This window comes from Lacimicrobium sp. SS2-24 (assembly GCF_002201535.1).
GTDB lineage: Bacteria > Pseudomonadota > Gammaproteobacteria > Enterobacterales > Alteromonadaceae > Lacimicrobium.
In genome coordinates, this window is record NZ_NIWW01000003.1 from 81,920 (window position 1) to 108,159 (window position 26,240).

22 protein-coding genes are annotated in these 26,240 nt (G+C 51.9%); 14 read left to right on the forward strand and 8 right to left on the reverse strand.

Annotated elements, in window-relative coordinates:
• Window positions 1-118: 118 nt before the first annotated feature.
• From CCY32_RS06430 to nhaD, 6 genes are all read left to right on the forward strand, one after another.
• Window positions 119-1,321 carry an MFS transporter gene (locus tag CCY32_RS06430; protein WP_088329786.1) on the forward strand — a complete coding sequence of 401 codons (1,203 nt, stop codon included), beginning with the start codon at window positions 119-121 and terminating at the stop codon, window positions 1,319-1,321.
• 115 nt (window positions 1,322-1,436) lie between these two features.
• Window positions 1,437-2,555 carry an S-(hydroxymethyl)glutathione dehydrogenase/class III alcohol dehydrogenase gene (locus tag CCY32_RS06435; RefSeq protein WP_088329787.1) on the forward strand — a complete coding sequence of 373 codons (1,119 nt, stop codon included), beginning with the start codon at window positions 1,437-1,439 and terminating at the stop codon, window positions 2,553-2,555.
• A gap of 122 nt (window positions 2,556-2,677) precedes the next feature.
• A complete protein-coding gene (gene fghA, locus CCY32_RS06440; RefSeq protein ID WP_088329788.1) occupies window positions 2,678-3,529 on the forward strand; it encodes an S-formylglutathione hydrolase in 852 nt (283 codons plus the stop codon).
• 2 nt (window positions 3,530-3,531) lie between these two features.
• Entirely contained in the window at window positions 3,532-4,143 is a 612-nt protein-coding gene (locus CCY32_RS06445) for a YigZ family protein (RefSeq protein WP_088329789.1), read from the forward strand.
• Between the two features lie 64 nt (window positions 4,144-4,207).
• Window positions 4,208-4,450: a hypothetical protein gene (locus CCY32_RS06450; protein WP_088329790.1), complete on the forward strand. Its 243-nt coding sequence runs from the start codon at window positions 4,208-4,210 to the stop codon at window positions 4,448-4,450.
• Window positions 4,451-4,723: 273 nt separating this feature from the next.
• On the forward strand, window positions 4,724-6,157 hold the full coding sequence (gene nhaD, locus CCY32_RS06455; RefSeq protein ID WP_210401694.1) for a sodium:proton antiporter NhaD: 1,434 nt from the start codon (window positions 4,724-4,726) through the stop codon (window positions 6,155-6,157).
• 77 nt (window positions 6,158-6,234) lie between these two features.
• Here the strand turns inward: nhaD and CCY32_RS06460 are convergent, their stop codons facing one another.
• The 5 genes from CCY32_RS06460 to CCY32_RS06480 form a co-directional block, all read right to left on the reverse strand.
• On the reverse strand, window positions 6,235-7,419 hold the full coding sequence (locus CCY32_RS06460; protein WP_246840546.1) for a hypothetical protein: 1,185 nt from the start codon (window positions 7,417-7,419) through the stop codon (window positions 6,235-6,237).
• Between the two features lie 25 nt (window positions 7,420-7,444).
• Complete coding sequence (locus CCY32_RS06465; protein WP_210401695.1) at window positions 7,445-8,245, reverse strand: outer membrane lipoprotein-sorting protein; 801 nt, start codon at window positions 8,243-8,245, stop codon at window positions 7,445-7,447.
• Entirely contained in the window at window positions 8,242-10,542 is a 2,301-nt protein-coding gene (locus CCY32_RS06470; protein WP_088329792.1) for an MMPL family transporter, read from the reverse strand. The genes CCY32_RS06465 and CCY32_RS06470 overlap by 4 nt, the downstream gene beginning before the upstream one ends.
• Window positions 10,539-11,279, reverse strand: coding sequence for a TetR/AcrR family transcriptional regulator (locus CCY32_RS06475; protein ID WP_168171442.1), 741 nt, complete (start codon window positions 11,277-11,279; stop codon window positions 10,539-10,541). The genes CCY32_RS06470 and CCY32_RS06475 overlap by 4 nt, the downstream gene beginning before the upstream one ends.
• A 124-nt stretch (window positions 11,280-11,403) precedes the next feature.
• Entirely contained in the window at window positions 11,404-11,739 is a 336-nt protein-coding gene (locus CCY32_RS06480) for a multidrug efflux SMR transporter (RefSeq protein WP_088329794.1), read from the reverse strand.
• 101 nt (window positions 11,740-11,840) lie between these two features.
• On the opposite strand from CCY32_RS06480, the gene CCY32_RS06485 reads away from it, so the two are divergent.
• The 8 genes from CCY32_RS06485 (at window position 11,841) to CCY32_RS06520 (ending at window position 20,579) form a co-directional block, all read left to right on the forward strand.
• On the forward strand, window positions 11,841-12,422 hold the full coding sequence (locus CCY32_RS06485) for a thymidine kinase (RefSeq protein ID WP_088329795.1): 582 nt from the start codon (window positions 11,841-11,843) through the stop codon (window positions 12,420-12,422).
• 75 nt (window positions 12,423-12,497) lie between these two features.
• On the forward strand, window positions 12,498-12,881 hold the full coding sequence (locus tag CCY32_RS06490; protein WP_088329796.1) for a hypothetical protein: 384 nt from the start codon (window positions 12,498-12,500) through the stop codon (window positions 12,879-12,881).
• 86 nt (window positions 12,882-12,967) lie between these two features.
• A complete protein-coding gene (gene dgt / locus CCY32_RS06495) occupies window positions 12,968-14,461 on the forward strand; it encodes a dGTPase (protein ID WP_088329797.1) in 1,494 nt (497 codons plus the stop codon).
• 243 nt (window positions 14,462-14,704) lie between these two features.
• Window positions 14,705-15,532, forward strand: a complete 828-nt coding sequence (locus tag CCY32_RS06500; protein WP_088329798.1) for a class I SAM-dependent methyltransferase — start codon at window positions 14,705-14,707, stop codon at window positions 15,530-15,532.
• Window positions 15,533-16,041: 509 nt separating this feature from the next.
• Window positions 16,042-17,316, forward strand: coding sequence for an efflux RND transporter periplasmic adaptor subunit (locus CCY32_RS06505; protein ID WP_088329799.1), 1,275 nt, complete (start codon window positions 16,042-16,044; stop codon window positions 17,314-17,316).
• Window positions 17,317-17,326: 10 nt separating this feature from the next.
• Complete coding sequence (locus tag CCY32_RS06510; protein WP_088329800.1) at window positions 17,327-18,037, forward strand: ABC transporter ATP-binding protein; 711 nt, start codon at window positions 17,327-17,329, stop codon at window positions 18,035-18,037.
• Between the two features lie 2 nt (window positions 18,038-18,039).
• Complete coding sequence (locus CCY32_RS06515) at window positions 18,040-19,353, forward strand: ABC transporter permease (protein WP_088329801.1); 1,314 nt, start codon at window positions 18,040-18,042, stop codon at window positions 19,351-19,353.
• An 8-nt stretch (window positions 19,354-19,361) separates the two neighbouring features.
• The gene (locus tag CCY32_RS06520; protein ID WP_088329802.1) at window positions 19,362-20,579 is read left to right on the forward strand and encodes an FtsX-like permease family protein; all 1,218 of its coding nucleotides are present in this window, start codon (window positions 19,362-19,364) and stop codon (window positions 20,577-20,579) included.
• An 87-nt stretch (window positions 20,580-20,666) separates the two neighbouring features.
• Here CCY32_RS06520 and CCY32_RS06525 read toward each other — a convergent pair whose 3' ends face one another.
• The 3 genes from CCY32_RS06525 to CCY32_RS06535 are packed head-to-tail and all read right to left on the reverse strand — an operon-like array spanning window position 20,667 to window position 26,184.
• On the reverse strand, window positions 20,667-21,911 hold the full coding sequence (locus CCY32_RS06525; RefSeq protein WP_088329803.1) for a hypothetical protein: 1,245 nt from the start codon (window positions 21,909-21,911) through the stop codon (window positions 20,667-20,669).
• Window positions 21,908-22,531 (reverse strand): hypothetical protein, encoded by a 624-nt coding sequence (locus CCY32_RS06530; RefSeq protein ID WP_088329804.1) that lies wholly within the window; start codon window positions 22,529-22,531, stop codon window positions 21,908-21,910. Before CCY32_RS06530 ends, CCY32_RS06525 begins: the two co-directional genes overlap by 4 nt.
• On the reverse strand, window positions 22,528-26,184 hold the full coding sequence (locus CCY32_RS06535) for an ATP-binding protein (protein ID WP_088329805.1): 3,657 nt from the start codon (window positions 26,182-26,184) through the stop codon (window positions 22,528-22,530). The genes CCY32_RS06530 and CCY32_RS06535 overlap by 4 nt, the downstream gene beginning before the upstream one ends.
• Between the last annotated feature and the right edge of the window lie 56 nt (window positions 26,185-26,240).

Consider the following 26,240-nt stretch of genomic DNA (forward strand, 5'->3'; position numbering starts at 1 on the left):
CAACAAAGATGACCGGGTAAGACAAAAATCCCTATACTTTACAAATAATTAACAGCGCTAAACTGAAATGATAGGTTAAAATCAGAGCAGCAAATACGCTATCGCATCACGGAGAATCATGACAGCCTACTGGCAATTTATACGGCGGCACTGGCCACTCCTGGGATTTGGCTTCTTCACCATATTCTGGGGTAATCTGGGGCAGTCTTTCTTTATCAGTTTTTATGGTGCCAGCATCCAACAGACGCTGGATATCAGTGCCGGTGACTATGGCCTGATCTATGCGCTGGCCACCCTCACATCAGGTCTCATGCTGATGGCACTGGGCGGAAAAGTCGACAGGTATCCACTGAAAACCTTCAGCAGCGCCGTCGCGTTGGGGCTGATGTTCGCCTGTACCGTGATGTGGTTTGCCGATAGTGTTATTTGGCTGTGGCTGGGTTTCTTTTTGCTGCGCCTGTGTGGTCAGGGATTACTCCCGCATATCGGTCAGACCACCATGGCACGCAGTTTTGACAAAGACAGAGGCAAAGCCATCAGCTTATCTGCCTGTGGTGTGCCCTTGGGTGAGGCGCTGTTACCTATGCTGGCCGTGGCATTGATCGCCGGGGCGGGCTGGCAACAAAGCTGGCTATGGCTGGGTCTGAGTATTCCCCTGCTCTACATTCCCTTTAGCCGCTATTTACTCAACAAGGCAGCATTATCGCCGCCAGACGTGCAGATGAATCAGTCGGGTGGAACCCATTACAGCCGTCGTCATGTCCTTAAGGATGTGCGTTTCTGGCTGGTATTACCGGCGATGCTGGCAGGGCCTTTCCTGGTGACAGCCATTTTTATTCAACAGAATTATGTGCTCGAACAACGGGGCTGGACCACCGCATTGCTGGCCACCAGCTTTTTGATTTACGGGGTGTTGCACTGGGCTGGCTCCATCTGGTCAGGAATATTAGTGGATCGTTTCCGGGCAAGGAATCTGGTGCCCTTTATTTCGCTGCCCATGCTGGTTGCCATGTTGTTGCTGACCTTTGCGCATGGCAGTTGGTTGGCCCCGATTTTCATGGCTATTCTGGGACTGTCTATCGGGGTCACCGGACCGGTATTTAACGCATTGTGGGCCGAAGTTTACGGAACCACTCACCTTGGCGCCATTCGTGCACTCGCCACCTCATTGATGATCCTGTCTACCGCCAGTTCACCCTGGTTATTTGGCCTGCTCATCGACAGTCAGGTCACTGCCACAACCTTGTTTGGCGGATGCAGTCTGGGCGTTGCCTTTGCCATGCTGGGTACGCTGCTGGCGTATGGAAAAAAGCAAGGGTAGTCACAGGACTTACGAATAGAAGACAGCTTGCATAGATTTGGGACAGAGTATGATCCAAATTGCTGGTGAGTTGTTAGACTAACAGTCAATTTCAAACATCACGCCGGAGCCCGTTATGCAAAATATCAAGACCCGCGCAGCCGTTGCCTGGGAAGCAGGCAAGCCATTGTCCATTGAAGAAGTCGAGCTGATGCCCCCGCAAAAAGGGGAAGTATTGGTACGTATCGTTGCCACCGGCGTCTGCCACACCGATGCTTACACCCTCAGCGGCGATGATCCTGAAGGCATCTTCCCGGCCATATTAGGTCATGAAGGCGCCGGCATTGTGGAAGCTGTAGGCGACGGCGTAAAGGATATTCAGGTAGGGGATCATGTGATCCCCTTGTACACACCCGAATGCGGGGAGTGTAAATTCTGCAAATCGGGTAAAACCAATCTGTGTCAGGCCATTCGCACCACTCAGGGCCAGGGTCTGATGCCCGATGGTACTACTCGATTCAGTAAAGACGGCCAACCTATTTACCACTACATGGGCACCTCCACCTTTGCCGAACATACCGTGGTGCCGGAAATCGCCCTGGCAAAAATTCCCAAAGATGCCCCGCTTGAAAAAGTCTGTTTGCTCGGTTGTGGTGTCACCACAGGCATGGGGGCGGTAACCAACGCGGCCAAAGTACAAAAAGGCGATACCGTTGCGGTGTTCGGGCTCGGCGGAATTGGCTTATCTGTGGTGATTGGTGCACGTATGGCAGGAGCCGGTCGCATTATCGCCATCGATATTAATGAAGACAAATTCGACATCGCCCGCCAGTTGGGCGCCACAGATACGGTTAATCCCAAGGATTTTGATAAATCCATTCAGGAGGTCATCGTTGAGATGACCGAAGGTGGCGTGGACTTTTCCTTTGAATGTATTGGTAATGTCAATGTGATGCGCTCAGCGCTCGAGTGTTGCCACAAAGGCTGGGGCGAATCGGTCATCATCGGTGTGGCCGGTGCTGGCCAGGAAATCTCTACCCGCCCCTTCCAGCTGGTGACGGGACGGGTATGGCGTGGCACAGCCTTCGGTGGTGTCAAAGGCCGCAGTCAGTTGCCTGACTATGTGCAGCGTTACATGAACGGTGAATTTGAGCTGGATACCTTCATTACTCACACCATGGGGCTTGAGGACATCAACAAGGCCTTTGACCTGATGCATGAAGGTAAGTCAATTCGCAGTGTCATTCATTATTGATGAGTGAGGTGAGAGGAGTGAGAGGGACCTGGATTGCCGCCAACGACATGCGGCAATGTCGGTATTTTTCATCCCCGAATGCTGTTGTCAGGCATCCAGTGACTTTTTAATCAGGTAATTTTATGACACAACTAACTGAAGTTTCGGCCATTCGGTGCTTCGATGGCTGGCAAAAGCGTTTTGAGCACCACTCCAAGGTGCTCGACTGCAAGATGCACTTTTCGGTGTTTTTGCCCCCTCAGGCCTATCAGGATACGCCACTGCCGGTATTCTACTGGCTCTCAGGGCTTACTTGCAGCGATGAAAACTTCTCTGCCAAGTCCGGGGCGCAGCGTGTTGCCGCTGAGCTCGGCATCATACTGGTGATTCCCGACACCAGCCCCCGCGGTGACGGTGTGCCGGATGCCGAAGATGGTGCCTATGATTTGGGATTGGGTGCCGGGTTTTATGTCAATGCCACACAAGCCCCCTGGCAGGGACATTATCAGATGTATGACTATATTGCTGACGAGCTGCCGTCACTGATTACATCGCTCTTTCATGTCGGTCGCTGGGCCATTAGTGGTCACTCTATGGGCGGCCATGGGGCGTTGATGATGGCTCTGCGCAACCCCTCTCGTTATACCTCGGTGTCGGCCTTCGCACCGATTGTTAACCCCATGGCCTGCCCCTGGGGACAAAAAGCGTTCACTGCATATCTGGGTGAGGACAAGACAGCGTGGCAGGCCTATGACGCATGCTATTTATTGCAACAGCAAGACACAAGCAGCCTTCCACCACTTAAAATCGATCAGGGGCTGGCCGATAACTTCCTGGACAAGGAAAAGCTCACTCGTCCGTTTGAAGCCGTTTGCACTGAAATGAAAGTGAACGCAGATATTGGCTATCACGCAGGCTATGACCACAGTTATTACTTTATTGCCAGCTTTATCGAACAGCATCTTCGCTTTCACGCCCGCTATCTGAAGGGCTGACGGTGTCCTCACCCCCTTATTCAGTGCCTGTTGATGAGGCAGAATTTGCGCTTGAGATTAAACGCAGCCGTTTTATCTGTTACGCAGCGCGTGCCAACGGCCGCGGGGAGGCCGAGGATTTCATCCGCACGATTCGCAGTCGCCATCCACAGGCCCGGCATGTTTGCTGGGCCTATATTGCCGGAGCTCCGGATACCACTATCATGTCCATGAGTGACGATGGAGAACCCAGTGGCACTGCGGGAATGCCCATGCTTAAAGTACTGCAGTATTCCGGTTTGGGCGAAGTGGTGGTGGCTGTGGTGCGTTATTTTGGCGGCACGAAACTGGGTACCGGCGGCTTGCAACGGGCCTATTCTGATGCGGTATCAGGCGCTTTAGAGATATTGGCGACACGCCCCTTTGTGGCACGAAAATCATTGCAGCTTACCTTTGACTATGCGCTGGAGTCTCAGATTCGCCATGTACTCAGCCAATATGATGTCGAGGCCAGCACTCCCCATTATCAACAGCAAGTCAGTTTGCAACTGGCCGTGGCTGAGCAAGACCATGACGCCCTATGCCGTGAGCTGACGGATATCTGTGCCGGAGATATTGTAATAGCCCCTCTGTGAGAAACCCGTGAAAGCGTCCGCAGACAAAGATACAATTTCCTTTTAATCAAACAAGGATAGGCTTATGAGACTATTGTGCTGCGCTGTATGTATTTTGCTTTTTGGCTGCGCCTCTCAGGAACAACTCGCTGAATATGAACAAGGCATGCGCGATGATGTGCATTGCCCCGGTGAAGCTGAACAGAGCTACCGCGCCACGCTGTACAGCTCCGAAGATAAGGAGAAGATGGGTAAGATCCAGGTCTCCACACATTGTCAGCCGGTAGAAACCAGTACGGAATTTGAACGGGAAAACAGGCGACAATAAGCGAAATAGTTTGCATGGTGCTGACATCAACATAACAACGACGCCTTTGGAGGCAGGTTCAAATAAGAAGTGGTAGATTTGACTATCAGACTAAAGTCCTGATTGCTTCACCTACCGTGATTGCATATACTTCGCCGCCATTAAGGCGCGGTCTCTTACCCCAATAAAAAGAATGAGACACTCCCCAAGCGCCCATCAACGACAGTCATAGATTTTTGAGCAGGCGCAATGCCTGCTCAACACTGTTTTTTTAACTACTTGGGACACCTGAAAATGAACGCTCAAAAGAGCTTGCTACTCTTGCTTTTGCTGGCCTTATTCAGCCCGGCCACCCTCGCCGCCAATGGTGCACTTGATATCACCCTGACCACCACCAGTCTGGCGTGTATCGTGATTTTCGCACTGGCCTATGTGCTGGTTATGCTGGAAGAAAAAATCCATCTGCGAAAATCCAAACCCGTATTGGTGGCCGCCGGTATTATCTGGACACTGATCGCCTGGCAATACACCGCAGCGGGGATGCCGGAGCAAAGTACGGATGCCTTCCGTCACGCACTGCTCGAATTCGCCGAACTGATGCTGTTCCTGCTGGTGGCGATGACCTATATCAATGCACTGGAAGAGCGGCGTCTGTTTGATGGCCTGCGCGCCTGGATGGTCAAAAAGGGTTTCAGTTACAAGCAGTTGTTCTGGATCAGTGGCATTCTCGCGTTCTGCATTTCTCCCATTGCCGACAACCTGACTACTGCCTTACTGCTGTGTGCCGTAGTCATGAAAGTGGCCGATGGGGATAAAAAATTTATTGCCATGAGCTGTGTCAACATCGTGGTCGCAGCCAATGCCGGCGGTGCCTTCAGCCCATTCGGTGATATCACCACGCTGATGGTATGGCAGGCCAATGTGGTGGAATTTACTGAATTCTTCGCGCTGTTCTTACCGGCTCTTATCAGTTATCTGGTGCCAGCCTTAGCTATGTCCCTGCTGATCGAAGATCGTAAACCCGCTAACATCAGCGAAGAAGTGGAACTTAAACGCGGTGCCTTGCGTATTCTGACCCTGTTTTTATTGACCATTGCCACCGCGGTAGTACTCAAAACCACCCTGCACCTGCCGCCCGTTCTGGGCATGATGATGGGCCTGGGGTATCTGCAGTTTTTTGGCTACTTCCTGCGTGTTACGCTGCCTGGCTCTCTGGCCCGCAAGCGGGCTATGGCAGAACGTGCCGGCGATCAGGAAAAGCTGGCGAGACTGGGCTCAGTGGTTCCGTTTGATGTATTCAGCCGGGTCGCGCGCGCCGAATGGGATACGCTGTTGTTCTTCTACGGCGTGGTCATGTGCGTGGGAGGACTGGGTTTTATCGGCTACCTGTCGATTTTGTCTGACTTTCTTTACCAGGGCTGGAATCCGACTGTTGCGAATATTGTGCTTGGATTGTTCTCAGCGGTGGTCGACAACATTCCGGTAATGTATGCGGTGCTCACCATGATGCCGGAAATGTCTCATGGTCAGTGGCTGTTAATCACCCTCACTGCCGGTATCGGCGGCAGCTTGTTGTCTATCGGCTCAGCGGCAGGCGTCGCACTCATGGGACAAGCTCGGGGCTACTATACCTTTGCCAGTCACCTCAAGTGGGCCCCCATTATTCTGGTGGGTTACGCTGCAGGCGTGGTTGTCCATTTGTACCTCAACACCCGCTTTTTTGCCTGATCCAAAAACTAAAAAAGCCCGGTCTTCACCGGGCTTTTTACTGATAACTGAAGGCTGATAGCTGACCACTTGAGGTTTTAGAAATAATACTCCAGGCTAAACTGGATATAATCGTCACGTCTTAGCAGGTATGTCGGCTCAGTCTGTGTATCGGAACTGAAAAACCACCCGTCGAGTCGCCACTTCCAGTTGTTATTAATGCGACTGGAGGCCTCCACATAGCCTGAACGACTGCTGCTGTCATCCAAATCTTGAATGTAGGCAATCAGCACTTCAGTACCGTCGATATCATTAAAAACAATTCGACTCCCCAGCATCAGGTCATTCTGGCCTAAACTCGTGGCCTGTTCCCCGCGTTCGTCATACTGGTATTCCATCAGCCAGCCAATATCATAATGGCTGTTAAGCACACCCACCGAGGTGTGTTCAAATCCGGCAGTCAGGGCATAAAAGTCCTCCTGACTGGTTTTACGATGAATGGCTTCGAGTTTATACAGGGTGCCCCCGACAATGGCGAGCATATCCAGCCCGGTCTGCTGCATCTGCTCATAGTAAGGTCTGAGGCTCAGCCCCTCCTCAGTAGTTTGAGGGATAAAACCGGGTTCACGATTAGTGCCATCAAAATACGACAGACCAATTTCAACATCGCCGAAATACTGAAAATATCGCACCGCCCAGTCGAGATTTTTCTCCTCATCCTCTGATTCATACAACGGGTTATCGGTATCCACCACCAGAGGACTGCGGAAGCGTCCCTCCACACCGGTAAAGGTCCGTTCCCGAAAATAGGGTAAAGCGAAGGCACTGAGGGTGCCCCAGTCTTTAATCAAAGAAAACTGCACCATGGGCTGACCCAGTTTGTCTTCTCCGTCAATGGCCTCGACAAAGTCGGTCTGGTTTATCACATCCACCAGATGCTGTGACTCGGTTTGTCCCCAGAATACTTTACTGATCCCGGCTCGCATCTCCCATTCATCACCAATCTGCATCCATACCAGCTCACGCAGATCCCAGTGGGTACGCTCATCATCGCGGCTGTCGTAACGGACAAAAGGTTTGATATTGATACTGCCGGTGCCCTGATTCCAGCTGTAATACAACTCAGGTTCAATGAACACGGAGATATCACTGTTGTGTTGCTGCTCATACAGCGCATCCTGAAAATAAAAGCGCTGCTCAATGGCCGCTTTCAGGTAAGTCTGGGTATCCGCCAGCGTGCTCAGACTGGTGAGCAGAGACAGGGCTAGAAATGATTTTTTCACGCTGCTTAAATCCTCTTTTAAAATCTTAGCGTGCACGCTTTAGCATGGCCTGATTAAAGTCGCCTTCGTCGAGCCCGGTACGGAATGTCAGTTCATGGGTGATCAGATCCGTACTCTTGCCATTCTGGTTGTTTACCATTGACAGTTTCATCGGCCGCCAGTACTTGTCCAGGTATTGCTGATAATCATGCATGGTCAGGGTTTTAAGCAGGCTGCCTTTGCGGTCATAGTACTCAACCTTGTGCGCACGATAGTGCTCTTTATCGATCCATACCACCATCTTGGTATAACCGGAATGCTCATAGGCCGGAGTTTGTTCCACAACAAAAGCATCCATCCCATTAATCTTCTCATCTCGCAGGTATTTATACGCATACTTTGCGACTTCAAAGGAACTGAGATCCTCAAAAGCAAACTCACTGCCCATAAAAGGGCCGGATTTATTGCGTGAGGAAATACGCTTAACCCGTTTCAGTGCGGGCAGATACATCCATTGATCATCCGGCTCAATGGCATGGGAGTAATTCAAGAAGGCAGTGCCTTTGACATCGGCGGGCTGATCGAAAATGGTCAGTCCCTTGTCGCCGTCATCCTGCATTTCTAACGACTTCATGCGCATTTTGCGTTCGATCTGTTGGCCACTGGCCGTGCGCAGGATCATGCTGGCATCTGCCTGCGAGTCTCCCCAGCCACGGTCCCGGGCTTTACGCTCCTCGGCTATTTCCAGTCCTTTTTGCTCCGAGCTTTGTACTTGTGCCGGTGTGGCCAGCAGTACGGCCGTGATTATCAGCACGGCTACATGGCTGATGGATACTTTACTCATCATTCCCTCACTCCTTCGTTTGATTGTTGCTTATCAAATACCATTAAAAACGCGGGCAGGAACAAAAAGTCCACCGCTAACGCCATCAAAATAATGATGCCGGTCAGTAATCCCATATCGGCATTCAGTGCAAAAGATGAAAGCGACAGTACACTGAAGCCGATTACCAGCACCAGAGTGGTTACCCACAGAGCCCGTCCGACACTGGCAAAGGCATATCGCACACCTTCCTCGGCCGTTTTGCCTTCGCCCCGGGCAAGACGATATTTGCTCAGGAAATGCACCGTATCATCAACAATGATCCCCAGTGCCATACTCAATACCACGGACAGACCCAGATTAATATTGCCCGACAACAGTCCCCAGATGCCAAAGCCTATTCCCGCAGGTAATAAGTTAGGTATCAGACTGATGACACCCATTCTCCAGGAGCGCAGGGCAAACACCAGCAACCCGGAGATCAACACCAGCGCCAGTAAGGTGCCCTTAAGCATGCTATCCATATTGAGTTCGCCAATATGGGCAAACATCAATGCCGGACTGGCTGCGGTCACCGTCAGTGCTGGTGCCCGCTCAGCCATCCATTGAGTGGCACGCTGTTCAAAAGCGGTAAATTCCTTACTGCCCAGGTTTTCCATGGTTGCCATGATTCGGGTCGCCGATTTATCCAGGTTGACCTGATTATTCAGATCCAGTCCGTAAGGCAGAGACATCTCATACAATAGCAGATACTGGGCGGCCAGTTGCTGACTGTCAGGTAAACGATAGTATTGCTGGTCGTCGCCGTGCATATTTTTATTCAGGCGCTTAAAGGTATCTGCAATCGTGTTGACATGGTCCACTTCAGGCTGCTCGCGAAGCCACTGGCTAAAGTCCTCTACCGCCTGCAATACCTGTGGATCATTGAGTGCCGACGGCTCCCCAGTGAAAAGCGCAAAGTCTACCGTGGACATGCCGCTAAGATGCTGCTCCTGGAAATCCGCAGACTGGCGAAATGCGGTACTGTGATCAAAGTACTCCACCGCGACATCATTGACCCTGTTGTGAAAACTGGCCGCCACTGCTATTGCGGCAATCACGAAAGTCACCGGCAACAAACGGCGGTGATGACGGATGACCCACTCTCCGAACACCTCAATTCCTCTGCCTTTATGCTCTTGCTGGCGAGTGACTCGCATCGGCAGCACCATCAGCAGCGCCGGCAATAAGGTCACTGAGAAAACAAAAGCGAGCATCACCCCTAGTGCAGAAACATTACCTAAATCGGCCAGAATCGGCACATTGGAAAAATTCATGGTCAGAAAACCAATGGCCGTGGTAGCACTGGTAATAAAAATCGGCATCAGATTGATGTCCATCGAGTAGTGCAACGCCTCGGCTTTATTTTTGCCCTGGCGCAGCGCAAACAGCATGGATGAAATGACGTGCACACAATCGGCCACGGCCAGTGTCATGATCAGCGTGGGAGCATTGACCGTAGCCGTGGATAAAAAGATCCCAGACCATCCCGTCAGTCCCATCGTTGCAACGATGGTCGTTACGATCACCAATAGAGTGGCCAGTGTGCCGGTAAACGAGCGCAACAAGAACCACAGCACGGCAAGAATTGCCAGTAGCATCAGTGGCACCAGGGTCTCGGCGTCTTTTTGCGCTTCAACGGCAAACGCTTCATTCATGTAAACGATACCGGTGTGATAAAACTGATGGCCGGGATACTGCTGCTGATATGACTCACTCAGGGCCCTGACCCAATCCGCCACTTCTTTCACTGCCGCTGTTTTGTCCTTTTCCGGCATATTCACGGTGATATTGATGACACTTGCTTTGCCATCAGGGGCGATGATTTTGTTGACCAGGTTTGGCTCCTGCAATGACACCTGCTCAATCTTATCGATGGCGTCGCTGTCCAGGTTGTCAGGATCGAGGATCAGGTCTTCTACGATCAGATCGTCCCCTTCGGCCCAGGTGTGCTGAAAGTTCGCCAGTGAGTCAACCCGCGTAGAATAAGGGGTCTGCCAGGCTTCATCGGTCAGTTCGTAGATTAACCTAAGGGTTTGCGGGTTAAATACACTGCCCTGCGGAGGCGAGATGATAATGGTGGCACTTTCGTTTTTACTGAACTCCTCCTGCATTTTTTCAAAATCGAGCAGCTGGGGATTGTCAGGCTGAAAATAGACCTTGTAGTCACCACGAAAATAGAGATTTTTAGCGCCAATGCCAGCGCCGGCGATAAACAATATGCCCACCAGCAAGACCCACCAGGGTCGATGCAGAATATTCCTGAGCCACAATGATTTCATTCTCCATTCCTTTTTATCAATGCCACTTCTTCGGCAAATATTTCATCTGCAACACGTTGCCAGCTCTGAGCATAGTCATGTTCATGGCTTAGCGGCGAAAATTTCATTCCGTCAAGCAACAGGTTGGTATTCAGTAACAGGGTTTGATCAGCACTCAATGGTTTTAGCATGTGTGCTTCACTGGCAGCGTTGAACAGCGCGTTGGTACCAAACATCAGTGCCCAGATGGCAAAGGTGAATTCCCCGGCGCTGTGTCCGCGGCCATCGGTCAGTTCGCCGTTGAGCACGGCCTGCTCAAACACCGCATCAGCGACTGCAGAGAGTGCTTGTTCAAGCTCCTGTTGTTGCTCAAGTCGCACCGGGCTGGCTTTTTCCAGTACCGCTGGTGTTTTCGCGCTGAGCACGCAATAAAACTGGGTCGGATTAAGCAGCGCATGCAACCGATAGGCAAAACATAATGCCAGCAGCTTCTCACGACTGTTGCCGTTGAATTGCAGTGCCCGCTCAAATAATTGCAGTTCTACCTGCATGCTGCGGGTGCAGATGGCACAGAGCAAATCTTCTTTGCTGCTAAAATGGTTGTAGACCGTCCCTTTTGAATAGTCGCAGGCCGCTACCAGCTTATCCATCGTCAGCGCCGCAAACCCCAACGTATCCATCAGTTCTTCCGCAAGATACAGCAGTTCCTGCTCACGCTCTTCAAACGCGAGTTGGCGCTTCTTTTTGTACCCCTGCAAGATGCAGCTGCTCTCTTTTTTACGGTTACAGGAAAACTTTAAATTCATAATTTGACGATTCGTCACTTATTGACGGATCGTCATAATAGTTAAAAATAACAGCAATGCAAGAATGATTTTGAGATTACAATGGCGATACGGTATGTGAAAACAGTTTCATCACCGCCACACCGGCAATAATCAGGCTAATGCCAATGATGGCTGGCCAGTCGAGTTTTTGTCCGAAAACCAGCCAGCCGGCCAGGGAAATCAGCACAATACCAACCCCTGACCAAATGGCGTAAACGATACCGACGGGAATGACCTTCAGCGTTAACGACAAACAATAAAAAGACACAGCAAAACCCACAATTACAACGACTGAAGGCACCAGGCGGGTAAAACCGTCGCTGGCTTTGAGCGATGACGTTGCAATGACCTCAGTCAGGATCGCAATCGTCAGCAGTAACCATTTGTTCATCTTAAACTCCTTATACAGGGGGCCGGATAATACAGGCTTCTCATCTCGGCTTATGAACGGCACAATAGACGCCTTTTAGTGCGCCACTCTCCGGAATCAGTATGGCCCAATTGTACTTCTATTACTCAGCCATGAATGCGGGTAAATCCACGTCGTTGCTGCAATCAGCCTATAACTACCGCGAACAGGGTATGCATGCGGTGCTGTTTACCGCCGCTCTGGATAACCGCTTTGGGCAGGGCAAGGTCGCTTCACGCATTGGGCTGGAGTCTGAGGCATTGCTGTATGATCAGCAGACCCATCTGCTGCAGCAAATTCATGGTCTGCATAAAAAGCAGGCCATTGATTGCGTCTTCGTCGACGAAGCCCAGTTTCTGACTAAAAAACAGGTACGACAGCTGACCTTTGTGGTGGACCAGTTGGACATACCGGTACTCGCCTATGGTCTGCGTACGGACTTTGCGGGTGAGACCTTCGAAGGCAGCCATTATCTGCTTGCCTGGGCCGATAAACTGGTGGAACTGAAAACCGTCTGTCACTGCGGCCGTAAGGCCAACTTTGTGGTACGCATGGACGAATTCGGGCAAGCCGTGAAACAAGGCGCGCAGGTGGATGTGGGCGGCAATGATAAATACGTTTCGGTGTGCCGCAATCACTTCCGCCAGCTTATCTGGGAAGACTAACGATGGCATCGGTGTAGTTGAATGCCAGCCAATGTGGCTTTAAGATAGGTGAAATATTCATCGCGGCGCCCATATATGGACCAGTCAGTCTATCGAGAGTTTTTGCAACAACTGCCTATCCCCTCGTTATTGGGTGAACCGGCAGAGGATAGCGTGAATCACAAGGTGGTCTTTGTAAATCAGGCGTTTACCGATGAGTTCGGTTTTACCCTATCGCAAATACCTGACAAAGATCATTGGTGGCAACTGGCGTATCCGGATCCCACTTACCGGGCTGTGGTGGCCAGTCAATGGGAACTGGAGTGGGAGCTGGCCAAAGAAAAATCCCTCGAACAAATCAGTATGGAAGCCTGCGTGACCAACAACGCTGGTGAGGAATTTCGCTATCGGGTCGTCAGTTCTGTTAACCACAGTGCTGAGCAGGATACCTATCAGGTTTTCTTTGTTCGCCTTGAGTAGCCATCTCAGTCACCCGGCCTGCCCTTGTCGCTGGCTTCATATCCGCCACCTAACTCATCACCATGCCCATATCAGGAACAGATACCATGTCGATTAATTTTCGCCAGCGAATCAGCCTGGCCAGACCTTATGGCGGAGGCCCCTTTGACGATGTGCGCAAGCTGGAACGGGCACTGGAAAGTGATCGCGGTCGCATTATCAATTCCGCGGCTATCCGTCGCCTGCAACAAAAGACCCAGGTTTTTCCCTTGGAGCGCAACGCTGCGGTGCGCAGCCGCCTGACCCATTCTCTGGAAGTACAACAAACAGGGCGTTTTATCGTTCGCACCCTGTTTGACAAGTTGGCAGACAAGGCCTCAGAGGTCGGGCTGGATGGCCTGGAAAGAGCCATCGAATCGCTGGTAGAAATGGCCTGCCTGATGCACGATATTGGTAACCCGCCCTTTGGTCACTTTGGTGAGGCCGCCATTACCAAATGGTTTCACCAGCATGTCGCCAGCTTACCCTTTTTTAGCGCACCTGAGGCCTCTTCACAGCCACTGGCAGAAAAGCTAATGAGAGATCTGAGTCAGTTCGAGGGCAATGCCCAGGCCATTCGTTTAATCCATTCATTGCTCGGGCTGAACCTTACCTATGTGCAAAGCGCCTGCATTGTTAAGTACACCCGGCCGGCCCATCAGCCCAAACCTGCTAAGGGCACCCCGCTGGACTACCTGCAGAAAAAGCCAGGATACTACCTCACCGAAGCCGATTTTGTGCAGTCGCTTTACCAGCAGTTGGGAATGGAGACAGGCAGGCGCTTTCCACTGACTTACCTGATGGAAGCGGCCGATGATATTTCCTATTGCCTGGCGGATATTGAGGATGGTGTTGAAAAGGGGCTGCTAAGCTACCAGCGTCTGGCTGACCTACTCATCACCACGTTTGACGACAACAGCGGCAAAGCTGACATTCCCTATTTTGCCACTGAGGGCAAATCGCCAAAAAGTTTCCGCCAGGTGATGGATTATGTGCTCAAGCGTGCCAATAACGAACCCATCAACAAGGCCCATGAGTTTTTTGTCTGGCTGAGGGTAAACCTGATTCACCCTCTGGTTCATCATGCTGCCGACGCCTTCATTGAGAACATGCAAGACATCTATGAGGGCCGTCTCAACCGTGCCTTACTGGAAGATGATTCACTCTGCCACCATCTTATCGACACCTTCAAGCAGGTCGCCGTCAAATATATTTTCAGTGTAGAAGAGGTGCAAACGCTGGAGTTGCAGGGTTACAGAATCATTTCCGAGCTGCTCAATCAGTATCGCCCCCTGCTGGAGCTCAGCGCCGAGGATTTCAATCAGGTTATCAGCGGCGGCCATCGCGACCTGCTGATTGAATCGAGGCTGGCAAAACGTTTACCCAACAAACATGTCAGTGCCTATCGCCACGCGCTAAGCACAATGCCACAGACAGAAGCAGACAAGCAGATACTCTGGGAGGGTTATTACCGGTGTCGCCTGTTACAGGATATGGTTTCGGGGATGACCGATCAGTTCGCGCTGGACGAGTACCGCATGTTACTGGCCCTTGCAACCTGATGGCAGATGTAGTTTATCCCGCGCCTTCCCCGGTTGGACGAAAAACCTCACCTGAGACGGTCAGCGTGATAATAATAGGATCCAATTACTTGGTGCACTCGTAAAGCTATGCGAGTAAAAGAAAAAGGCGGACTGTTCTTCAACCCCTGCAGTACAAGAGAAGACAACCGACAACCATCGTGCTGGCAAGGGTTAAATCCCCCTGCGAAAAACAACAACACAAACAGTTCAAAGGAGAACACTATGCAGAAACTGAAAGCCCTTTGCGGCTTAGGTGCCACTATCCTGATCAGCGTATCACCACTGACACAGGCCAACGAACTTCAGCAAGCGGTCATGAGTGAACACCGTACTCCAATCTATCAGGCCCGTGATGAATATCGTAATCCTCAGCAGACCCTGCGCTTTTTTGACGTTCAACCTGATATGACAGTGGTGGAAATTTCACCCGGTGGTGGCTGGTACACAGAAATCCTCGCTCCTTATTTAAAAGACAACGGCAAACTCATCGCTGCCCACTTCGATCCGAATTCGGACGTGGATTACTATCAGCGTTCATACAAAAACTTTATGCAAAAAATCGCAGACAATCAGGACGTGTATGGCAAGGTTGAAGTCAGTGTCTTTCAACCGCCGGAAAAACTGGATTTCGCCCCGCCAGGCAGTGCTGACAGAGTGCTGACTTTTCGCAATGTGCATAACTGGTATATGCGCGGACAGGGTGAAGAGAACCTCAACAAGGTTTTTAGCGCTTTCTATGACGCACTCAAACCCGGCGGCGTTCTCGGCGTCGTTGAACACAGATTGCCTGCAGACCGTCCCGCTGAAGACATGGAAAAAAGCGGATATATGCATGAAAAAGTGGTCATTAATGCCGCCTTGCATGCAGGGTTCAAGCTAGCAGGCTCTTCCGACATCAATGCTAATAGCCGCGATACGGCCAATCATCCTAAAGGCGTGTGGACGCTACCACCGCGTCTGGCGCTTGAGGATGAAAAACGTGCGCATTATCTGGCTATCGGTGAAAGTGACCGCATGACACTGAAATTTGTTAAACCAGCAGAAAAGTAAGTCTCTGTTAACACCTATCGCGGCCGCCCACTGGGCGGCCTTTTTTATTTCTTAACCAAAGAGGGTTGATTCGACACGCCCCCACAGATGGTCCCCTTTTATAGCGTGCTCAGACTCTTGCTGACTATCGACGCTGCTCTGAGACTTATCTGCGCACTTACCACCGAGTTCCCCAACGCATTGCCAAAGGCATCGTACCTATACCGATATTCTTTAGTTAACATAAGATTATTTAAAATCAATAGGTTATAAGTCCATTTATGTTTCGTGCATTATCGGAAAGCATTGTTAGATGATGCATCATAAGCCAATGTACTGCCCGACTCCATAACCGGTGATTCCGCCTCGCGGGGCTTGCGATCAAAAACATAACTCGCTTCAAACACGCTACCAGACTAGCCTTTTTCTGTCCCCTGATTGCTCGTAAATGTAAGTAAATGTGATCGATCTAAACCTTTTCTGTCTTTGCTGCGACTTAACCCCTAATCCGAGTTAACGTTGAGAAAAAGATGAAAATTGCTGACACCAGTGGGCAGGATGAAGTTCTGAGCACCCCTTCCAAACGCCCGCTGCATCTATGGATTGGACTGGGCAGTATCGCCCTGATCGCCCTGTTATTGTTGATCATCCCGAAAGTACAAAGTTATAGCAGCACGGATATCAGCATCCCTGCCAAACGTTTACGGCTGGCTACGGTAAGCCGGGGCGATCTGACCCGGGATCTGTCTGTACAGGGGCGCATTGTTGCGGCCGTCAGCCCTACCCTTTACAGCCCCTCAGAGGGCACTGTCAGCCTTAGTATTGATGCAGGCGATGAAGTAAAACAAGGCCAGGTACTGGCGCAGATAGACAGTCCGGAGCTGAGCAATCAACTCAAACAGCAGGAATCCAGTCTTGCCAGCCAGAAAATTGATTTAGATCGCCAGCGCATCGAAGCCAAGAAACAACAACTGACCAACCAGAAAACGGTCGACATGGCGAAGGTGGCGCTGACCGCCGCCGACCGTGAGAAACGCCGTGCCGATAAAGCCTACAGCACCAACAGCATCAGCCAGCTTGATTATGAGAAAGCCCAGGACGACCTCGAAAATGCCCGCCTGATTTACCAGCATGCCCTTCAGGAGGCCGAACTGGACAAAGAACGCCTGAACTTTGAACTTCGCACGCAGGAGCTGTTGCTGGCACGCCAGTCTCTGCTGGTAGAGGACCTTCAACGTCAGGTGAGTGAACTCACTGTTCGCTCTCCCGTGGACGGTATCGTCGGCAACCTGGCGGTGGCAGAAAAAAATCAGGTCAGCCGCTATCAACCTTTGCTGAGTGTGGTGGATCTAAGCCAGTTTGAACTGGAAGTGGCCATTCCTGAGAGTTACGCCGACGATCTGAGTATCGGTATGGAAGCTCAGGTAACCCTCAATAACCAGACCCACATTGCCACGCTGGTGACCATCTCACCGGAGATTGAAAACAATCAGGTAACCGGCAGAGTGCGTTTTGCCGGTGAAATGCCTCAGGGGCTTCGCCAGAACCAGCGACTTACCACCCGTCTTTTGATGGAGCAAAAAGAAGATGTGTTGCTGGTGCAACGGGGGCAATTTCTGGAAACCGGCAGTGGCCGAATTGCCTATCGGGTAGACGGAGACATTGCCAGCAAAAAAAGCATACAAACCGGCGCCCGCAGCCTCAATGCGGTGGAGATCCTCAGCGGTCTTGAGCCCGGCGATACCATCATCATCTCAGGTACCGATCAGTTCCGCGGTGCTGACACCGTGTTGATCACTCAATAAGGAATGTCCAATGTTAAAAATGCAACGAATCAGTAAAGTCTTCCGCACCGATTTGGTGGCCACCCACGCGCTGCGAGATTTCAGCCTGGAGGTGGCAGAAGGCGAGTTTATTTCCGTGACCGGCCCTTCCGGCTCGGGCAAAACTACCTTTTTAAATATCGCCGGATTGCTGGAAAGCTTCGATCAGGGCCAGTATTTTCTCGACAATGAGGACATCAGTAACCTCTCGGATAACGCCCGCAGCCGCTTACGCAATGAGAAGATTGGGTTTATTTTTCAAAGCTTTAACCTGATCCCGGATCTTAATTTGTTTGATAATGTGGATGTCCCCCTGCGCTATCGCAAATTGCCATCGGCAGAACGCAAACGGCGCATCGAAAAAAGCCTGGAGACCGTGGGCCTGGCCAGTCGTTACAAACACCTGCCCTCTCAGTTATCGGGCGGACAACAACAACGGGTCGCCATTGCCAGAGCGCTTGCCGGTGAGCCTCGCTTCTTATTAGCCGACGAACCCACAGGTAACCTCGACTCGGCTATGGCGGCCAGTGTTCTGGAACTGCTCAAAGACATCAATAACGCAGGGACCACCATTATCATGGTGACCCATGATCCGGTGCTTGCCGAACAAACGGACCGACAAATTTATGTCCGCGATGGTCAGATTAGCAATATTGCCAGTACGGCGCAGATAGCCACACCCCGACTTGCCAGTGGAGCCTGATCATGATCTCTTACTACCTGAAACTGGGTCTGCTGAGCCTGAAACGCAATCCCATGCTCAGCGCCCTGATGATCCTGGCCATAGGGCTGGGTGTTGGCGCCTGTATGACAGTGATTACCGTCAACTATCTGATGTCAGCGGATCCTATCCCACATAAAAGTGAACAGCTTTTTTATGTACAACTGGATAGCTGGGACCCTCACGCTACCCGCGATGAGCGCAATCTTCCACCGGATCAACTGACCTGGACCGACGCCACCAACCTGATGGCTGCGGGCAAAGCGAAACGTCAATCCGCCATGGCCAGCTCCGGTGCCGTGGTGGAGCCACAAGGCGCAGAGGCCAAACCCTTTAACGCCTCGATTCGTCTTGCCTATACCGACTTTTTCCCCATGTTTGATGTGCCCTTTCTATATGGCAGTCCATGGAGCGCCGAAGATGATCGTAATGAACGCCAGGTGGTAGTGCTGAGCAAAGCCATGAATGACAAAATCTTCGGTGGCATCAATTCTGTTGGCGAAAGCCTGCGTATTGCCGGCACCCTGTTTACCGTGGTTGGCGTGCTGGATAGCTGGCAGCCCGTACCAAGGTTTTATGATCTCACCACCGGGGCCTTTAATACCACCGAAGACCTGTTTATGCCCCTGAGCCTGAAGATGCCACTGGAACTGGACTCCAGTGGCAATGTGAACTGCTGGAAGGAGCCCGAACAACCGGGATTTAAAGGCTTCCTGTTATCAGAGTGTGTGAATTTTCAAATGTGGGTAGAGCTGGACAATGAGCAGGCCAAAGCCGACTATCTGGCGTTTTTGGACAATTATGCCAACGCGCAAAAAGAACTGGGGCGCTTTCCCCGGCCTCTGAATAACCGCTTGTCCGATGTGATGACCTGGCTGGAAATAGAGGAAGTGGTGGCCGATGATGCCCGCATCATGCTGTGGCTGAGCTTTATGTTTCTGGCCGTTTGTCTGCTCAATACCATCGCCCTGCTGCTGGCAAAATTCAGCGCAAAGGCACCCGAGATTGGTCTGCGACGGGCCATTGGTGCGTCGCGCCGGGACATTTTTGTTCAACATCTGCTGGAAGCCGGCAGTATCGGCATCTTAGGTGGCGTGCTCGGTTTAGGCTTAGCGCTGCTGGGACTGCAGGGCATCGGTGCGCTGTACGGCGAATTTGCCGAAAACCTCACCAGTCTGGATGTACCGCTGGTCTTACTGGCTCTGGCACTGGCACTTCTGGCCAGCATTCTGGCAGGCCTCTATCCCACCTGGCGTGCCTGTCAGGTGAATCCCTCACAACAACTTAAGAGCCAGTAGGAGGCCCTATGCGAGATCTTGGCCCTATTTTACGCGCCATGTTGCGCAACAAAACCGGTGCACTGCTGATCGCCATTCAGATTGCGGTCACCATGACCATCATTGTCAATGCCGTATTTATTATTCAGCAACGGATTGAACTGATGGCCCGGGCGTCCGGCGTAGACGAAGCCAACACCTTTTATCTGTCTTCGGTAGGGTTTGCCGATGATTTTAATGCTAAAACCACGGTGCTGGAGGATCTGGCAGCGTTGCGGTCTTTGCCCGGTGTGGTGGATGCCATTCAGACCAATGCCGTACCCATGAGCGGAAGCGGCTGGTCAATGGGTTTGCAAACCGAACCGGGTGAAGAGTTTGATGGCACCGGCGTGGCCGTGTATATGATTGATGACCATGGCCTTAACACACTGGATCTGGAACTGGTGGCAGGCCGAAACTTCACCCCGCAGGACATTCTGTGGCGTGAGCCGGCGGCCAGAAACTGGCCTGATATTGTTATTGTTACTCAGGCGGTGGCAGAAGCCTTGTTTCCGGATACGCCCGTAGCCGATGTGGTGGGTAAGACCGTTTACATTAACGATGACGAATCCATTAATATTGTTGGCATAGTGGACAAATTACAGGCCCCCTGGGTGGGATGGGGTGCGGTGGAACGCGCCATGCTGTCTCCGGAGCGCACGCTGTTCAACTCGGCGCAATATCTGATCCGCACGCAACCTGGTCAGCGCGATATCCTCATGCCGCAGATCGAAGAGATGCTCGCCAGCAGCAACAAAGGACGAATCATCAACAACCTGAATACCATTGAGGATACCCGTGAGCGCAGCTATCGCCGTCACAGTGCCATGATCACTATCCTTATCACGGTGATGGTCACTCTGACTCTGGTTACTGCAGCCGGTATCGTCGGTTTGTCGAGCTTTACGGTGAATAAACGGCGCAAGCAAATTGGAACCCGCCGGGCTTTGGGGGCGACAAGAGGAGATATACTGCGCTACTTTATGCTCGAAAACCTGCTTATCAGTTCAGTGGGTATCACCCTGGGTCTGATACTGACGATCGGCCTGAATATGGTGCTGGTGAACCGCTTCGAAATGGAGCGACTGGATTGGTTCTACCTGCCATTGGGAATGGCTGCACTGTGGCTACTCGGCCAGCTTGCGGTACTTGGCCCAGCCAGCCGCGCCGCGGCAATTCCTCCAGCCGTGGCCACGCGAACGGTATAAGCTGTATAGGAGTTCAGAGTGGGGGCAAAGCGCCCCACTCTTGAATGTTTTATTGCCTCGCTGCGCTTTACTCAATTTCAGGCACGTTTAGCCTGTGGCCTGAAACTCACCGAAAAAACGCAGCCCTAGGTGCACATCTTCGATAATCTGAACCTGATTAAAACGGCTGGCCGGGCGGGTGACTTTTTCCAGCTTAAAGCTCTTTTTCGCGCCGCTGGCCATGCCTTCATATTCGGCAATCACCTGAAAAAGCCAGATTTCCGGATCCCACTCCAGCTCGTTGCGCTGCAAATACTCCAGCGCACTGATGGCATTGCCACTGTCGATGACGGCAATAAAACAGTTCTCCACATCTTCCACCAGCTTTTTCTGTATGGTCTGTGTCACCTGCTGCGTGACCACCGCAAAGGGTTCAGCGATTTCCGTTTGCACCGGTTGTTGTTCCGGTCTGGGGATAGCACGGGCCAGTTGTGACAAGGTATCCCGATCGCCGGCGCGATCCAGGGCAATAGCGGCACAAGCCGACAGGCCTCTGGCCTGATTGACCACCGCAGGCACTTTGGTGCGATTGGGGTAATCGCCAATCTGGAAACCCGGGTGCTGGCGCAAAAAAGCGCTCATCCGGCTCACCAGCAACGCCCGTTCCTGCTGCTGACGGAAGCGCGCCATCAGCAGTACCAGACGCTTCTGCACTTCCAATAAGGATCCTGAATGCTCTGAGATGCGAGCCTGCAACTGACTGACCAAGAGCTTTCGCAGACTGCCATCACTGCCAGCCAGTGCAATCAGCTCATCGAAATCCAACAGGCCAAAACCATCCAGCAACCGACGCAGTTGCTTTTGTGCCAGCTCAATTTCACGAATTTTGTCATCCAGACTGGCGACAAAGCCAAATTCCGTGTTCAGCCGGTGCCACAGACTTTCTATGGCATCGCCAAACTGGCCACTCATGTCATGCACGCGCTCGGTCAGAAGCTGCATATGGTGCTCTGCGGCGGCGTAATCCCCCTTGGCTCTGGCGGCCTGCAATGACTGAACTCGGGTATGGATCTGATCCAGATGTTCGGCCACATCCGCATTGATCTGACGCTTGCGCTCATCCTGAGTGAGGCTGGCTATCAGCTCGCCCATTACCGGGCGCAGACTCAACGGCGCCTGTTCGTCGGGCCGCCACAGAATGCGCGCATCGATGAGTTTATTCAGCGCATTTTCCGACAGTGCCGTTTCATCAATATGTCCCTTCAGATAGCCTTGCATCAATGCGTCAGCGTGCTTACCAATCAGGGCCAGACGTTCACGGCCCAACTGAAAAAGGCTGCCTGGCTGACTCAAAACATGTCTCCCTGTTGGGCGTGGCCTTCTTCCAGCGGCAGGTTTTCTTCGTCTTTGATAAAGCGCACCAGCTCAATCAGGTGCTCAATCTTGCCGGTAACAATGTAAAATTGCCGATCACGATGTGGCTGATGCAGATAACCCAGCTCACGGATGCGTTTGAACACCTGCTTGATCTGCATATCCAGTTGCTCACTGGTGGACTTAAACACTTTATCCGCGGCCAGCAGGGCAAGACGCTGGCGCAATGACTGGTTATCCTCCACCTTCATGGAAAATTCCTGCAACTTGATGGTATCGCCGACTGTCAGCGCACCATCCCGGCCCAATGCCTCCTGTACCAGCTGCATCCATTCAAGCATCGGCAGCAGTGACTGAATGGTCTGATTAAACTGCTGACTGAGTTGCTGCCGCGCTGGCTCTGACAAATCATGGTACGCGAGGAAAAACACACTGCCATCTTCACTGTGGGTAATGCGCCGGTTCAACGGGCGTAAGAAATGATTAAGATCCTCTCGCAACGATTCGCTTTGCAGTTTATGAAAGCTGTGCTCGTCACTGACTGCACAAATAAACGCCCCTTCCAGCAAACGTTCTAACAGGGGTCCGTGCTCAATCATAGCGCTTCCTCCATCTTGCTGCCCGCCTTCAGACGCTCGGCAATACGGCTGAGTCTGGGTTCAATTTTCTGCAATTCCTGACGTTGTTTATCTATCAGATAGCGGTGCTTAAACAGTAGCAACACTTCGGATTCAGGGTTAGGAAAGGCACCGAGAATATCGATGTGATTGGCCTCACAGGCCTCAAACAACTTTTCGACATTGTGATAGGCCAGGGTGCCGATTTCATCAATTGGCCAGTGAATACGGATCGCTGCCTGGTTGCGCAGAAGACGCGTAAAGGCCAGCAAAAATTTGCACAAAATCAGATAGGCCATACCATGACTGGACGACTCCAGCAGCTGCCTGTCGTTCTTAATGACCAGGTCCGAACCCCCCTCATTGAGGTGTAATTCCAGCCTGAGCAGGGATTCGATATTGTAACTGGCGTCATTAGGCAACACTTCCACCACATCAGCCAGACTTTCAAGATAATCCGATTGAGGCATATCATCGCCTGAATCGCGCCAGTTCTGATACGCCTGAGCAAAACGTTTCAGTGGCTGCCAGAAGTTCAGTTCGTCGACGGTAGAGAGAATCTTCACCTCAGAACGGGCAATACCATCCAGACTCAGATCATCGGCCACCTCCTCGGTGAGACGACGGCTCTGACTGGCGATTTTACGGTTGATATCGCTGAACACGGTAAAGAAACGATTGAGATCGCCGCCAATGGTTTCCCCCTGTTCGATGATCTGACGAGCACGAGAGTCGAGAATGCTTAACAGGCGCTCCAGAATAGGCAGTTTCTCGCGGCTATCCTGATGCTCATCCAGTGCAGCAAAGCTTTGTTCCATGACATCCAGAAAATCCTTACCGGCATCCTTGCCCAGTACCGCCTCAAATTCATTTAGCAATTCCTTAAACTGACGCTCTATGCGACTGCGGCTTTCCAGGCCTTCGTTAGCGCGTGCGATACGCTCCTGTTGATCGCCCAGACTGCCGGTGGGCGGGTCAGCGGCAAAATCAAATTGCAGGGACGAGAGCTGGCGAATCAGCGGTTCAATCTCAGTTAACAGGCCAGAACACTGATGAAGCTGCTGCTCCGTGCTGTGCTGTTGTTGCAACAGCGCCGCTCTGTCACTCTGGTATTGCTGTTTAAGGTTGTCTCGCTGCTGTTGCAGGCTCTGCAATGACGCCTTCAGCTGAGTTTCCTGCTCCAAAAGCTCGGGCCGGCGTTCACTCCAGTCGATACGCATAAACTCGTTGTATTCACGTAATTCATCCCGACGGGAACTGACACGGTGGATCCGCGCCTTAAGCTCATCGATATCCTGTTTCAGTTTTTGTAGTTGCGCGGGATCAATGTCCTTACTCGCCAGTTCCTGATTAAAGCGCTCTTCCAGCTGCTTGATTTGAGCACGGTTCTGCTCACGACGCTTATCGACCTGACTTTCCAGCTCCTGAGCCTGCTCATCGAGTACTGACAGTTCTTCCTGCCAGCCGCTGCGAAACTCCAGCAGCTGATCCTCAAAATCCTGGCGTAATTGCTCCAGTGCGTCATCCCGCTGCTGGCGCTTGTCATCATATTGCTGCTGCAACTTATCCAGACTCAGCTGTGCCTGTTTGCGCCGTTCATCAAGCAGGGTTTTATGTTGTTGTAACAGGCGCTGGCGGGCATCACTGGCGTAATGCACTTCCTGCTCAGCCTGCCCGAAAGCCTGTTGTGCCTTGCTCAGTTGTTCTCGCAATTGCTCTGCATGCTGATGACAGTGCTGCAGTCGGGCTTCGTCCTGCTGTTGCCGCTCACGAGCCTGCTCCAGTTGTTTTTGTGCCTGCTCAAAACGGTGTTGCAGGGCGACTTCGTCTTCGGCGTATTCCGGTGGGTCAATTTGACTCAGATCCAGGCTGATGCCTAACACGCCATGCGCTGGCTCACACACTTCAGGGGAAAGGTCCTTGCGCTCCAGCAAGGGCGCGTGGATCACTTTGCCTATCTTCTGCTCCCAACCTGGCTGATGATCCCGTAAAAAAGCCCGTAAACTCCCTTGTTCCGGACTCAGTTGCTGCTCGAGTTGTTGCAGCTTTTCTGCCGCCTGACGGCACAGACGACGGCTGTCGTGAAGTTGATTGTCCGCCTCCTGGGTTTGCTCCCTGGCTTGTTGATACTGACGCTCGCAGGCACTGCGCTGCTCTGCACTTTGCTGCCAGTTGCGCTGCGCCAGTTCAAGGCGTTTTTCTGCCAGTTGCTGATTCTCCTGCTCTGCATCACTGAGCATGGGCTGTTGCACCTGCATCTGCTGAGCAACAATCTCCTGTTGCAACGCCGACAAGGTGTGCTCAAATTCATGGCGTTGCTGCTCTCTGCGCGTCTCATACTGGTGACGTAACTTGCCTTCTTTGTCCTGATGGGCCTGACGCGCTTTATTCTTATCGTCCTCTATTTCTCTGATGCGGCTCTGATTCTTGTGGCGCACTCTTTCCAGTGATTCGAACAGCTTATTCTTCTGCTGTTCAAGCTGCGCCTGCATATCCTTGTGCTGGTCGATGAGCAGCTGATGATGCTCCTGCTGTTGTTCCAGTTCTTCTCGCCACAGCGGCAGCACTTGTGTGTCTTTTTGCAACTGATCCATATCTGAATCCAGATAGCCGTCGTAGCGCGCCTGAATATAATCCAGTTGTTTAGCACTGGCTTTTCGTTCAGCATCGGTTTCACTGATGGAACTGTTCAGTGTCGATTCCTGCTGTTCGAACTGCTCTTTACATGTCGCCAGCTGACGTTTGAGGCGCTGAAGGGCTTCACCGTTGTCGGCCTTATCGCGTTTGAGTCTGGTGTAATCTTCATCCAGCTCAGGTTTTAATTGCTGTAACTGCGCTTCTACCTGATTCAGCTTATCGGCCTGCGCCCGAATCCGGGCAAAGGCTTTGTGCAAGTCTGTCAGACGCATGGTCTGGCGCATTTGCGTGATCCATTCCCGTGCCTTGGTGTTTCTCACTGTGGTACTTGGCTGCACCAGGCCGTCTTCTTCAAAAATCGCCGCCAGCATAGTGCGCAAGGTGTCCATTTTGCCCTCTTTGGCATGCACGGCACTGACCAGTTTTTCCATGTGGCGAATGCGGTGACTCGGACTCACCAGACTATAGCGGGCCGCCAGCTGACGCAGACGGGTATTATCCCGTCCACTGGCTCTGCCAATAGCGGCATCATTCTGAATAACGCTGCGATATTCACTGGTGGAATGCAATTTACTCGAATAGTCCACTCCCAATTGCTTCAGCTGCCTCAACCACTGCTCCGGCAGCATAGGCTGGACCTGCTTGTCATCCACTTCCACCAGCACCTGCTCAGGGTCAAACGGGGCTTCAACAAAGCGATACTGAACCGAGTCGGCGTCTTTGCGTGTCAGTACCGCCTGACACACCTGGCCATCTTCACGCTGATACTCGTAAATCAGATAACTGTTATTGGCGGGCAGGTAGAACTCACTAAACTTTTTGCGGGTACGGGGCACCACCTTTCCCGGCAATTCACCGTAAAAAACCGGTACCAGTCGTTGCAAGGTGGTTTTACCTGATGCGTTGGTGCCGCACACATTGGTATGACCATCCAGTTTCAGCTCCACCACGCCGGGCAGATGGGAGTGAATGAGTACAATGCGCAGTAATCCTGACATAGACATCCTGTTTATTGTTATGCTTCTGTGCCAATGGGGCTTATTTTACTGACTAT

Excerpts from the sequence above, each read along its gene's own strand:
- CCY32_RS06430 (WP_088329786.1), top strand. The coding sequence starts at position 119 with ATGACAGCCTACTGGCAATTTATACGGCGGCACTGGCCACTCCTGGGA.
- CCY32_RS06435 (WP_088329787.1), top strand. The coding sequence starts at position 1,437 with ATGCAAAATATCAAGACCCGCGCAGCCGTTGCCTGGGAAGCAGGCAAG.
- fghA (WP_088329788.1), top strand. The coding sequence starts at position 2,678 with ATGACACAACTAACTGAAGTTTCGGCCATTCGGTGCTTCGATGGCTGG.
- CCY32_RS06450 (WP_088329790.1), top strand. The coding sequence starts at position 4,208 with ATGAGACTATTGTGCTGCGCTGTATGTATTTTGCTTTTTGGCTGCGCC.
- nhaD (WP_210401694.1), top strand. The coding sequence starts at position 4,724 with ATGAACGCTCAAAAGAGCTTGCTACTCTTGCTTTTGCTGGCCTTATTC.
- CCY32_RS06465 (WP_210401695.1), bottom strand. The coding sequence starts at position 8,245 with ATGATGAGTAAAGTATCCATCAGCCATGTAGCCGTGCTGATAATCACG.
- CCY32_RS06470 (WP_088329792.1), bottom strand. The coding sequence starts at position 10,542 with ATGAAATCATTGTGGCTCAGGAATATTCTGCATCGACCCTGGTGGGTC.
- CCY32_RS06480 (WP_088329794.1), bottom strand. The coding sequence starts at position 11,739 with ATGAACAAATGGTTACTGCTGACGATTGCGATCCTGACTGAGGTCATT.
- CCY32_RS06485 (WP_088329795.1), top strand. The coding sequence starts at position 11,841 with ATGGCCCAATTGTACTTCTATTACTCAGCCATGAATGCGGGTAAATCC.
- CCY32_RS06490 (WP_088329796.1), top strand. The coding sequence starts at position 12,498 with ATGGACCAGTCAGTCTATCGAGAGTTTTTGCAACAACTGCCTATCCCC.
- dgt (WP_088329797.1), top strand. The coding sequence starts at position 12,968 with ATGTCGATTAATTTTCGCCAGCGAATCAGCCTGGCCAGACCTTATGGC.
- CCY32_RS06500 (WP_088329798.1), top strand. The coding sequence starts at position 14,705 with ATGCAGAAACTGAAAGCCCTTTGCGGCTTAGGTGCCACTATCCTGATC.
- CCY32_RS06505 (WP_088329799.1), top strand. The coding sequence starts at position 16,042 with ATGAAAATTGCTGACACCAGTGGGCAGGATGAAGTTCTGAGCACCCCT.
- CCY32_RS06510 (WP_088329800.1), top strand. The coding sequence starts at position 17,327 with ATGTTAAAAATGCAACGAATCAGTAAAGTCTTCCGCACCGATTTGGTG.
- CCY32_RS06515 (WP_088329801.1), top strand. The coding sequence starts at position 18,040 with ATGATCTCTTACTACCTGAAACTGGGTCTGCTGAGCCTGAAACGCAAT.
- CCY32_RS06520 (WP_088329802.1), top strand. The coding sequence starts at position 19,362 with ATGCGAGATCTTGGCCCTATTTTACGCGCCATGTTGCGCAACAAAACC.
- CCY32_RS06530 (WP_088329804.1), bottom strand. The coding sequence starts at position 22,531 with ATGATTGAGCACGGACCCCTGTTAGAACGTTTGCTGGAAGGGGCGTTT.
- CCY32_RS06535 (WP_088329805.1), bottom strand. The coding sequence starts at position 26,184 with ATGTCAGGATTACTGCGCATTGTACTCATTCACTCCCATCTGCCCGGC.